This window comes from Desulfovibrio sp. (assembly GCA_016208105.1).
Taxonomy (GTDB): domain Bacteria; phylum Desulfobacterota; class Desulfovibrionia; order Desulfovibrionales; family Desulfovibrionaceae; genus Fundidesulfovibrio.
Map to the genome: position 1 here is coordinate 28235 of JACQYS010000020.1, position 10988 is coordinate 39222.

Consider the following 10988-nt stretch of genomic DNA (forward strand, 5'->3'; position numbering starts at 1 on the left):
GGGAATGAACTGCGAAGGAAGGCGCGGTGGCCCAGGGGAAACTACTCGATGACCATGCCCAGTTGGCGATACTCGTTTAACTTGTTGCGCAGGGTGCGCACCGAGATGCCCAGGAGCTGGGCGGCCTGGGTGCGGTTGCCCGAGGTCTGCCCCAGGCTTCTTAAAATCATCTCCCGTTCCAGAACATCCAGCGGCACAACGCCCTGGGGCATCTGCGCCAGGCCGCTGGCCTGCTCCTGCACGGCCTCATCGGCGATCGAGGACACCAGTTCCATGGACACCGGCGGTTCCTCGATCAAGGGGAACTCTTCGCCTTCCAGCAGGAAATGGACCTTTTCAATGGGACCGTTCCCGGCCAGGAGCACGGCGCGCTCCATCAGGTTCTGCAACTCACGGACATTTCCAGGCCATTCGTAGGACAAAAGCCAGTCCCGGGCTTCCACCGAAAACGCCAGGTTCCCCAACCCGTAGGCCTTGCGGAATTTATCCACAAAAAAGGACGCCAGAAAAAGGACGTCTTGTCCGCGTTCTCTCAGGGCCGGCAGCTTGAGCGGGATCACATTCAGGCGGTAGTAGAGGTCCTGGCGGAACTTGCCCTCCTCCACATACTGCTCCAGCCTGCGGTTGGTGGTGGCCAGGACGCGCACGTCGACCTTCACGGTTTCCATGCCGCCCACGCGGTCGAATTCCCCCTCCTGAAGCACACGCAAAAGCTTGGCCTGCAGGCCCAGATCCATCTCTGAAATTTCGTCAAGCAAAATAGTGCCGCCGGATGCCAGCTCGAACTTGCCGAGCTTGCGGGCGATGGCGCCGGTAAATGCCCCCCTTTCGTGGCCGAAGAGCTCGCTTTCCAACAGATGTTCCGGCAGTGCCGCGCAGTTGAGCGCCACGAAGGGCTTTGCCGCCCTGTCGGAATGGGCGTGCAGGAACCTAGCGAACATTTCCTTGCCCGAGCCTGATTCGCCGGAGATGAGCACCGTGGCCTTGGATTTGGCCACCTGTTTGGCCAGGGCCAGCACGCGCATAATTGCCGGATGCGCGCCTATTATGGCGAAACGCTCTCCTGAAATGCCTGGGGAAGATGCTGCCCTTTGAGGTGCCTGGACAGGCTGGGGGGGGATGGCCGTTTTTTGCGTGGGGCTGACTTGTTCGGCGGCGTGTTCCTCACTCTCCGCATCATCGCCTTCGTCTTCAGGGAGTACGGCCTCCACTTTTTCCCAGGCCAGGGGTTCCAGCCAGTAGTCCCTGGCGCCCTGTTCCAGAAAGGCCTGGGCCTCCTGGGGCGAGCCCCGGTCCGTGAAGACTATCACCGGAGGAAAGTCGTCCGATTCTCGCGCTGCGGCCAGCAAAGCGCTCGCATGATATGCCCCGCCTATCTTGGCCTGGGTGAAGACCACGGACGGCCTGGTCTTCTTTAAAAAGGCTAGAGCGCCGGACAGGCTGTCCGCTATGCCCGCTTCCACCCCGGCTTCCTTGAACTTCGAGAACAGGGCGGTGATGGTGTGGGCGTGGGCCACGAAGAGGATCGACTTTTGCGGCATGAAAGCCTCTTATCCGCAAGTCAAAAGCATTTCAACGGTTAGAGGAATCTTTCGCATGTTTTTTGGGCAGTTAGCATTTGGCATTTTTTCGAAGTCCAATCCTTCCGGGACTTAGCCAAAAATTGACAATTTTCGAAAACTTGTCATCTTATTCCCACAGAGAGGAATACCGTGAACACCATACAGACAAAATACGGCCCCATCGGCCCCGTGGATTTCGTGGAGACCGGTCCGTCAGGCTTTGCCACATCCTGTACCCCTTCAGGAGCAGTCAGGGTCACAACACCGCTCGGCACCTTTACGGCTCAGCACACCACCGACGACATGCGCCGGCCCAAGGTTGAACCAATCGAGTTTCATCCCAACGGAACGCTCAAGTCCATCGCATTGGAGGAGCGGACTGAAGTATCCACCCCCGCAGGGCGGATCGGCGCTGAGCTCCTCACGTTCTATCCCTGCGGCAGCCTGCGGCGGGTGTTCCCCTTAAACGGCAAGCTATCTGGATACTGGAGCGAAAAGGAGGAAGCCGCCCTGGCCGCCCCGCTTACCATCTCCACCCCGGCCGGAGCCGTGACCGCACGGATCGTGAACGTGCAGTTCTACCCCTCGGGGTCACTTCGCAGCATCACCCTCTGGCCCGGCGACACCGTGGAAATCGACACACCGATTGGCCGCCAGACCGCCCGCATAGGCCTGGCTTTTCACAAAAACGGTGCGTTGCGTTCCTTCGAGCCCGGCAAGATGATCCAGGTCCCGACTCCTCTGGGAGATATGGAGGCATTCGACCCGGACGCGCTTGGCATCCACGGGGACCTGGGTTCGCTTGCCTTCCACCAGGACGGCTCCGTGACAGGCATCGCCACGCCTCTCAACACGGTGGAAATCTCCTCTCCGGACGGCAGGACGCTCCTGTTCTCCCCCGGCAAAGTACCCAGCCTGTGCGATGAGAACATGATGGACACCAAGGCCTTGCGGATTTCATTTCATCCGGGCAGAATCGCTTTCGGCCAGGATTCCCCGGAAACCTTTCCCCTGGCCGGGCACCAGTTCAAGATCGGCAGGCTCCTTCAGGGTTGCCTCGGGCCCATCAGTTACGACTGCGGCGCCCATTGTTAGACTTCGTTTCCACAGACCGTACACATCAAGGAAGGTCTTGCCCATGAGTTCTCCCGAGTCATTCGAAAAAGTCACGGTAAAAGCCCTGGCCAACGTCTTCTTCCAGGGCAAGGTGGTCAGCCATTCCTTCCTGGACGAGTCCGGGAAGCGCCGCTCCCTTGGCGTGTGCCAACCCGGAACATACACCTTCACCACGGGTGACCCGGAGATCATGGAAATCACGGCAGGAAGAGTGAGAGCCAAAGTGGATGGCGAGGACGAGTGGGGAGTTTACGGTCCCGGCCAGTCCTTCCACATACCGGCCAACACCTCCTTTGAGATGGCGGTGGAAGACGGCCTGGCGCAGTACATCTGCACCTTCGGCTGATCCTGGAGGGAAGGTCGCTGGGGAGATCTTCCCAGACTGACTACGGTTGCGGCCTTTTTGGGATGAGCACAAGACCGTCGTACTGACACCATGGCCACCCCCAGCACTTTGTCTCAGGCAAGGGCTGCCCGCATCGCAGCGGTTACGGCGGTCCTCGCCTGGGCCCTGCTCTCCTCCGCGCAGGCTCCGGCCTGCACCCTTTGGTCCGCCTCGGGCGACTCGGCCGGCGGCGGCACCATCCTCGCCAAGAACCGTGATTTCAGCCCGGACTCTCAAGGGCGCCTCGTCCTGGTCCGTCCAGAACAAGGATTTGCTTATCTGGGATTTTACGCCTTGGTGAAGGAGCGGGAACGGCTGGTGGCAGGCGTGAACGAGACGGGTCTGGCCATGGTGGGGGCAACGGCCGGCAGCCTGCCCCGCGCGGAACGGGACGTCCCCTCCCGGGTGAAGTCGCTCATGGCCAAGATTCTGGCCAACTCAAAAGACGTGGACGAAGCCTTGGCCCATATGGACTGGTTCGCTGGGCACGCGCCGGTGATGTACATGCTCTCAGACGCTGCCAAAACAGCCTGGGTGGAAGTCGGGGCGGGCGGCAAGGTGGCCTGGCGCGAGACGGCCCAGGGGACGCTGGCGCACACTAATCATTACATATCCCCGGAACTTGGCCCCATGAACATGAAAGTCGGCCCCAGCAGCCAGGCACGTTTGGAGCGCATCCAGGAGCTCCTTGCCGGGCAAAAGAAATTCACCATCGAGGATTTCGAAAAGTTCGGCAACGACAGGTCGGATGGCCCGGACAACTCCATTTTCCGCACCGGCTCCACGCCCAAGTCCTCCAGGACCATGGCCAGGTTCCTGGTGCGCACAAGGTCCGGGCAACCCACCCAAACGTGGGTGAGCGACTATGACGATCCGGACAAGCCCTGGAGTTTTCGCCGCGATCTGGACCGGGAATTCTGGGAACAGATTCCCAGGGGGTCCATGAAAACGCTCGCCCCTACTCCCCCTGCAGATTCCGCCAAGCCTTGAGGAGCCCGAAGCACCCGGTGAGCATCATGTCTCCTCCCGGGGCCGGATGCTCGGCCTCCAACCCAGCCAATTCCCCCCGCCTGGGCCCGATAACGAAAACATCCTCGAATGCGCACGGACGCTCCATTACCGTGCAGCCGTGTCCCCCGGACGCGAAGACCTCTTCGTTGACAAGTTCCCCCTTCCTGAAGCGCTCAAGATGCCGGACCAGCTCATCCGGGGAAAGCAGCCCGGTGTGGTGCTCGTACACCCCGGCCAGGCGGCCCTGAAAGACCAGAAGCCCCAAAACATGGCTGTTGCCCATGTTGACGATGAGCGCCCCCCGCTTGCTGACCCTGACCTCGATGCCGGGATCGAAGAGCACGCCAAGAGCCGCTGCCGGACCAGTGTCCATCACCGGCCCACCGCCGGTTGAACGCTGCAGGGCGGCCAGACGGGTGAGTTCAACAGGCGGCAACTGGTAGAGCAGGTCTTCAAGGCGTCCCGACGTCCCGGCCAGGAACCGCTCCCACAGCCCGAAACGGCCCACCCGGCTGGACGCGCCTGGGTGGTGCCCATGATCCTGGGCACAGGCCAGAACCACATCCGGCGGTTCAAGGCCAACCTGGGCCAGCAGGCCGTGCCAGAATCCCGGATCGTAATCGGCAAGATGCACCGGGACATGCGCCTTGGGACAGGAATCGGACAGAACGATGCCGTGCCGGGCCAGTGACGGCGGGTCGTCGGACAAGGCCAGGGCCGCTTCGGGATGCGCGGCCACGGCCAGGCCCCCGCCCAAATGCTTGCGAACCGCGCCGAAAAAGCCGCCCCCCATATTACAGCCGCAAAGATATATTGGGCTTCCCTGAACCGTGAGACGCCTGATGCGCTCGGCCACAAGCTTGGCCGGAGAGGGCAGAACGAACTTGGGACAGTTCTCCAGGTTTTTTGCGTCGGTCCAGTACAGGGCATCCTGGGTGCCGCTGCCAATATCCAGACACAGAACTGACTGCATCAACGTCCTTTGGCCACGCCGCCCTTCAAGCTTACCCCGGGTTCCACATCGCGCATAACGCGGCGAACCAGGATAAACTCGGGGTCAGGCACCCGGGCGATCAGCTTGTTCGAACCATCGCGCACTTCCACCGCACTGGAAATCGGACGGAAGGACTTGGAATCACCCGAGAGCCCGAATTCCGCCGCATAAAAAATCATGGCCGCCCCGGACCCCACGCCGAGTTCCGCGGCTTCAGCGGAAAGCTTCAGGGGGACGCTCACAAGCACTGTTCTGGAAGGCGGCTGCCCCTTGCCTATCCATTTGGGCTGGCCTTTGAACCAGCGGTACCTGGAGAAGGCCTGGCCCAGCGTGAGCTGGCTGTCCACCTTGGGGAAGGTGCCGTTCACTATGGCGTACACCACAGGATCATCGGCGGCGGACAGGCTGGAGGCGGCACCGGCCAGGGGTGCCGAGCCTTCGGAACCGGGCCTGTCGTTTTTAACAAGCGCGGCCCCGCCCACCAGCACAGTGACCAGCGCCACCACCGTCCAGAACACCGCGTCGCGAAGAACAAGCTTCAGTACCATAGTTTACTCCACCGGACACGGCAGATTTTTGAATACATAGCTGACCTCACCCACGCGCCTGGAGGCGTCGTAGTACAAGAGGATGTCCACTTGAGACCCCGTATAGGACGTCATACCGCCCGAGGCGGAGGCCGCCTTCCCATGGCGCTTTGCTATCTCGGCGGAGAGCTTGTCGAAACTCTCGCGGCCATCCACTTCCATGTCCACCGTGAAGAGCCGCTTGTACATGAAAAGATAGCTCAGGGACTTGAGAGCCACCCCATGAAGATGCAGGTCGTCCCCGGAGCGTACGCACCTGAGCCCTTCCTCGGAATCAAGCTGGCAGGAGAAGGACTTGTCCGGCTCGTACTCCTTGGCAAAGGGGATACCCATGAAATCTCGCGGCTCGTCCCGCATGGCGGCTTCCGAGACCGGACACAGGAAAAGCACCAGAGCGAGAAACGCGAACATCATATTCACCCGGGGCTGTTTCAAGCTTAGAGACAGAGTACTCAACATCACTCTCCTTTTTAAGACACCGTCGCCCGTTTCAACGATTCCAGGCATCCCCCATTCGTTGCCGCACCCGCCGTGCCGTCTCCGGATAGCGCACATTTCCCGGAAAGGGGAGTCCTAGGCCGCATGCCCCGCACTCGCCCCGGACGCTGTCCGGGGGGCCCTGGCAACAAGGGGGAGGCTTACTATGAAGCGTGTTCCCTGACCAGGCTCTGACGCCACCTCGATGGTTCCCCCGTGCATGGTGGTGATGATGTAATACGACACTGACAGGCCAAGCCCGGTTCCTTGTCCCACTTCCTTGGTGGTGAAGAACGGTTCAAAAATATGATCAAGGACCTCTTGGGCTATCCCCGGTCCGTTATCGCTTATCTCGATTTTGGCCTCATCTTCCGTCTGCCAGGTGCGGATCGTTATTTCAGGAGCTTCCTGCCCGTCGGCGTCCGCCATGGCCTGAGCCGCGTTCTTGAAGAGATTGAGAAACACCTGCTCGATCTGGTTACGGTTGACAGGGACCTCTTCCATGCCAGGGGCGCAGTCCCGGCGGACCCGGATTTTTTTGAAATCGATCTTTTTTATCAGGTCATAGTCGTTGGCGGCCAGATCCAGGGCTCGCTCGACAAGGTCTTCAACCTTGACCGGAATGTAGCCGGAATGAGAGCGACGTGAGAATCCCAACATGTTTGAGACTATTTTTCCAGCCCGTGACCCCAGCTCCCGGATGGACTCGACCTTCTCGAATACCCCCCGCTTCTCCAGATACCGTTTGAGCGAGGCCAAATCTATCCCGGCTTCGCGCGCCGCCTCCTGGTTGGCCGGCAAGTCCGTGGAAAGCCGCCGGGCCAGGTTCTGGGCCGACATGATTATGCCCCCGAGCGGATTGTTGATCTCATGGGCCATTCCAGCCGCCAGCCCGCCCACGGTCATCATCTTCTCAGAGTGGACCATCACCTCTTCCATCCGGATGCGGTCGGTGATGTCATCCAGGCGAAGCACCACGCCGGCGTTCTCTTCCACTGAAACAGGGTAGACGAGCACATCGATGATGCGCCGGCCCTGCCCGAAATCCATGGTCACCTTCTCCCATTTCACCGCAATTCCAGCCCTGGAGGCTTGCTCCAAGGCCGGCTGGACAACGGCCAGCTGTTTAACCGCTTCCTGCGGGGTTCTCCCTCTGGCCATAGAGGCAGCAACACCGGTAAGTTTTTCCGCCTCATGATTCCATAGTTCTATGCGCAAGGCGCTGTCGGTGGAGGCCAAAAACGACGGCATAGCATCCATGATGGAAGAAATCCTGCGGCGGCTCTCCTTCAAGGCGTGCTCCCTGGCCTTCAAGTCGCCGACCATTATCCTGAAGCTCTCGGCCAGGGGTTCGAATTCCTGGACGCCGGGAGCGATGTCCACTGAGAAATCCCCTTTGGCCACAGCTCGAGCCTGGGACGAGAACGTCGCGATGGGACGCAGAAGCTGCGCCTGGAAAGCGTACATGATGAGCACGCTTAAGAGCCCAACCACAATCACCCCGACCAGTGTGTAGCTATAGAGGCTTCTCACTGACATATAGGCGTGGGAGTTCGGTTCGTAAACGACCACCTGCCAGCCTGATTTGCCAACCGGGGATACACTGGCGATTCCGCTCTCGCCGTTGTAAACGTCAGGAATAGTTCCTTCAAAACCCTCCTTTCCCCTGCGAACGCTCTCGAGGTTCGACAGGTTTTCCCGCTGCAGGGCTACTTGGGGCATGCAATGCCCTAGCACCACCCCCTTATCGTCCACCACGGCAGTGAACCCGCCGTGCGTGTGCGGCAGCACCATGGCCAGTTCCGACAATTCGCCGACCCTGAGTTGTATGACCGCCACACCCCCGGGGACGCGGGCGGAGATGGTGGCCGAAGCCGCAGAGCTCTGGGACGCGATAACGGATTCGGAATAGACCGCTCCTTGAGCCCCGAGAGCCTTTACAAAAAACGGCTGCGACGAGTAATCCATGCCAAGCAGGTCGGGGTTGGGTGGTGCCACCGCCTGTACGATGCCCTTGTTGTCCAGCATCAAAAACAACTCCCGCTCTCCAGTGAAACGCTGGACGTCCGAAACCGCTTTCTGAAGTTCCTTCCCAGACACTCCACCCTCAAGTTGCTTGGACAGGGCGCGCAAGGCGTACTCTCGATGAGAAAGAACGATGGCAACCTCGCCCGCGAGAGCATGCGCCAGTTCCTGGTTTCTCCTGGCCACATCCTCCCGAATGCGCTCGGCTATGCGCCCGAACACAGCGAATTCCAACCCCACTCCGAGGCAGGCCAGCATGGCCAGCCCCGCTATCAGCCTGAACCGGAGACTTGAACTGGAGGGCATGTCACCTTAGTCCTTCACGGCCAGCCTGCCGTTAGCCACGGTCAGAAGAAAAAGCGGACGTTTGGCGTCCCCAAACTCATCCAAAAAGAATTCCGCTTGAAGCCCCTGGTGCGGGTTATTCTCCAAAATGGCGTTTTTTAACTGTCCGCCTCTGGCATTGGGCTCACGCTTCAGCGCTCTTGCTAAAACCATGACCGCTTCATAATTGAACATGCTGGATGATTCAGGAGCCCTGCCGAACCGGGCGGAAAAGGCATCGCTGAATTCCTGATAAGCAGGGGATCGGCTGCCGGGATCAAATGATTCTATGGAGACGACTCCTTCTACGGCCTTGCCCCCGCTGCGCACGAGTTCCACTGACATCCCCCACGTGGAGGAAAACAAGGGAACGGCCTGATTGTTTAGCCGCAGGCGCTGACACATGACCGCCGTGTCCAGCGGGCTTGAAACCAACACAATTCCATCCGGGTTTGAGGCGAGAGCTTCCTTGGCCAAATCCATAAAGGACGGCGCCTGCCTGGCATCATATTCAATAATGCTGAAATTCGTCCCGCCCGCGTTCAAAAAACCCTTTTTTGTATTCCGAACGGCCGAGGCCGTGTAGGCCTCGTTCGTCGTATCAACCAAGGCCGCCAGCGATTTCAATTTGAGCGGGCCGGCGCAATAGCTACCCAGCTCAACGGAACAGTCAGCGGTCGTGGGCGCCATGCGGATAAAAAGATCGTCCTTGCCGGAAAACTCGTCGGACGAAGCCGTAGGACTCACCAGCAGCATGTCCAATTCCCGGGATGCGGCGATCATGGGCCTGGCCATGGTACTGGCGAAGGGGCCTATGACCGCGCAGGCATTCTGTTCCGCAAGCTGCCTCACCGATTGGCGAGCCATCTCGGCATCAAACCCGTCATCAAGAATTAACAATCTAACAGGCCTTCCGGACACCCCGCCGCGTGCGTTGAGGTGTTCGACAGCCAGCACAGCACCATCCCGTCCGGCAACAGCCAGGGCTGAATACTTTCCGGACAGGCTTGAAACGTAGCCGAGAAAGAGAGGCTTTGGTTGGGCGGGCGAGCCGAAGGTCAAGAAGAGTGTAGCAGCCAGCACCGCCAGCGCCGAGCCAATCCAAATGAACCGTTCCATGCTCCCGCTTAAGGATTGTCCGGCCACGGCTCTCCGGAATCAATCCAATGTAAACCGCATTCTCGGTAAGGGGTCGTGCTCAAACGGCAAAGGACCACAGCCAAAGGCCCGCCTGCCCAAGTCACAAAACCGATGCCGCCCGGATTCTGCCACATGGGCCAAGGCCGGTAAGGCCGCCACATTCCCGGCGGATTTAAGGTTACTTTTATCCGCTACTTTGGGTGCATACGGATTGGGCTGACAGCTGTCAAACTGTCACGGCGTTGGCACCAGACGAGTTTGGTCATTGCCTGCCCGCTGGAGGGGGGGTGGTATCAGGCTTTAGGATTCTGGCTCAGCCGAGCCAGGTGAGGGAATAGAGTCTGGCGTATACCAGGGAAACTAACCTTGCATTGGCCTTACCGAATCCGCAATTTCTCAGCCGGCAGTAAATGTGCGCCGGATTGAGCCTGTGTTGTAAATAATTGCGCAGCACTTTCCTTATCATGGCTGCCTCCCGCCGGTGGAACCGGGCTTCACAGAAACATGCATTACGCATGCCGGATTTTCAGGGGATGAATTGCCTGAAGTCCTGCACTACTTATCGGTCGTGCCCCCGAGAGGGTTTAGGCCAAAATGAAGGGGGCCTTGCGGCCCCCGGTACATTTTTCCCTGCAGCGAGCCCTAGTTGACCTTCACCTGGCTTTCCGGCGTTTTTGAAGTCGACACCGGTTTGGCTTCAGTCGGCTTTTTGGCTTCAGCCGCGATACCATTTTTCACGTCCTTCCCGGCCGCCTTGGACTCCGTCACTGGTTTGGTCTCCATGGGTGCGGCCTTCCCGCCCCCGGCAGGCACTTCCTTGGTGGCCTTGTGGTCCTTGGCAGGTGTCTTGACCGTTTCTGTTGTTGCGGGAGGCGTTACAGTCTTGACGGCCTCCGGCTTCTTCACTTCAGTGGCGACAGCGGCCTTCGCCGGCTCCTTTGCGGAAGAGTCCACAGCGGCTTTATCCAAGGCAAAAGCCAAAGGTGCTGTCAACACAAGAGCGCCAATAACACTTGTAGCAATGATGCGTTTCATTACATCTATCTCCACTTTCTTGTTGTTATTGCGAGCAACGGCACCTACAACAGGCGCCATTCACGCACGACTTCTTCAAAGCATCAACCGTGCCAAACCACATGTTGGCATTAGGAGCCGCTCGCAAGACACTCTCTGCGCAATACAACAACAAAAGTACGTTTTTTTCTCTTTCGACGTGCAGTTGATTACACTTTTTTCACTTCCCCCCTCGTCTGGGGCAGGGTGCGCCCCGGAAGCACAAGCAACAAACGGACACTGATCCAAGCGATTTGTGGTTCAGCCCGAACCCAAACCTGGCCCGCCTGTCATCAAGGCCCTACCGGCCGCAT

Annotated in this window: 10 protein-coding genes; 3 read left to right on the plus strand and 7 right to left on the minus strand. The window is 59.4% G+C overall.

Annotated elements, in window-relative coordinates:
* Nucleotides 1-41: 41 nt before the first annotated feature.
* Nucleotides 42-1541, minus strand: coding sequence for a sigma-54-dependent Fis family transcriptional regulator (locus tag HY795_11855; GenBank protein MBI4805918.1), 1500 nt, complete (start codon nucleotides 1539-1541; stop codon nucleotides 42-44).
* Between the two features lie 171 nt (nucleotides 1542-1712).
* Here HY795_11855 and HY795_11860 point away from each other — a divergent pair, with 171 nt between their 5' ends.
* From HY795_11860 to HY795_11870, 3 genes are all read left to right on the plus strand, one after another.
* Entirely contained in the window at nucleotides 1713-2657 is a 945-nt protein-coding gene (locus tag HY795_11860) for a hypothetical protein (GenBank protein MBI4805919.1), read from the plus strand.
* Between the two features lie 43 nt (nucleotides 2658-2700).
* Entirely contained in the window at nucleotides 2701-3024 is a 324-nt protein-coding gene (locus tag HY795_11865; GenBank protein ID MBI4805920.1) for a pyrimidine/purine nucleoside phosphorylase, read from the plus strand.
* A 90-nt stretch (nucleotides 3025-3114) separates the two neighbouring features.
* A complete protein-coding gene (locus tag HY795_11870) occupies nucleotides 3115-4053 on the plus strand; it encodes a hypothetical protein (protein MBI4805921.1) in 939 nt (312 codons plus the stop codon).
* On the opposite strand, the gene HY795_11875 is transcribed toward HY795_11870, so the two are convergent.
* The 6 genes from HY795_11875 to HY795_11900 form a co-directional block, all read right to left on the minus strand.
* Complete coding sequence (locus HY795_11875) at nucleotides 4022-5047, minus strand: DUF1786 domain-containing protein (protein MBI4805922.1); 1026 nt, start codon at nucleotides 5045-5047, stop codon at nucleotides 4022-4024. The genes HY795_11870 and HY795_11875 overlap by 32 nt on opposite strands.
* The gene (locus HY795_11880) at nucleotides 5047-5616 is read right to left on the minus strand and encodes a hypothetical protein (GenBank protein ID MBI4805923.1); all 570 of its coding nucleotides are present in this window, start codon (nucleotides 5614-5616) and stop codon (nucleotides 5047-5049) included. The genes HY795_11875 and HY795_11880 overlap by 1 nt, the downstream gene beginning before the upstream one ends.
* Before the next feature lie 3 nt (nucleotides 5617-5619).
* Nucleotides 5620-6111, minus strand: a complete 492-nt coding sequence (locus HY795_11885; protein MBI4805924.1) for a hypothetical protein — start codon at nucleotides 6109-6111, stop codon at nucleotides 5620-5622.
* Nucleotides 6112-6228: 117 nt separating this feature from the next.
* Nucleotides 6229-8463: a PAS domain S-box protein gene (locus tag HY795_11890; GenBank protein MBI4805925.1), complete on the minus strand. Its 2235-nt coding sequence runs from the start codon at nucleotides 8461-8463 to the stop codon at nucleotides 6229-6231.
* A gap of 6 nt (nucleotides 8464-8469) precedes the next feature.
* Nucleotides 8470-9600: an ABC transporter substrate-binding protein gene (locus HY795_11895; GenBank protein MBI4805926.1), complete on the minus strand. Its 1131-nt coding sequence runs from the start codon at nucleotides 9598-9600 to the stop codon at nucleotides 8470-8472.
* 663 nt (nucleotides 9601-10263) lie between these two features.
* Complete coding sequence (locus tag HY795_11900; GenBank protein MBI4805927.1) at nucleotides 10264-10716, minus strand: hypothetical protein; 453 nt, start codon at nucleotides 10714-10716, stop codon at nucleotides 10264-10266.
* Between the last annotated feature and the right edge of the window lie 272 nt (nucleotides 10717-10988).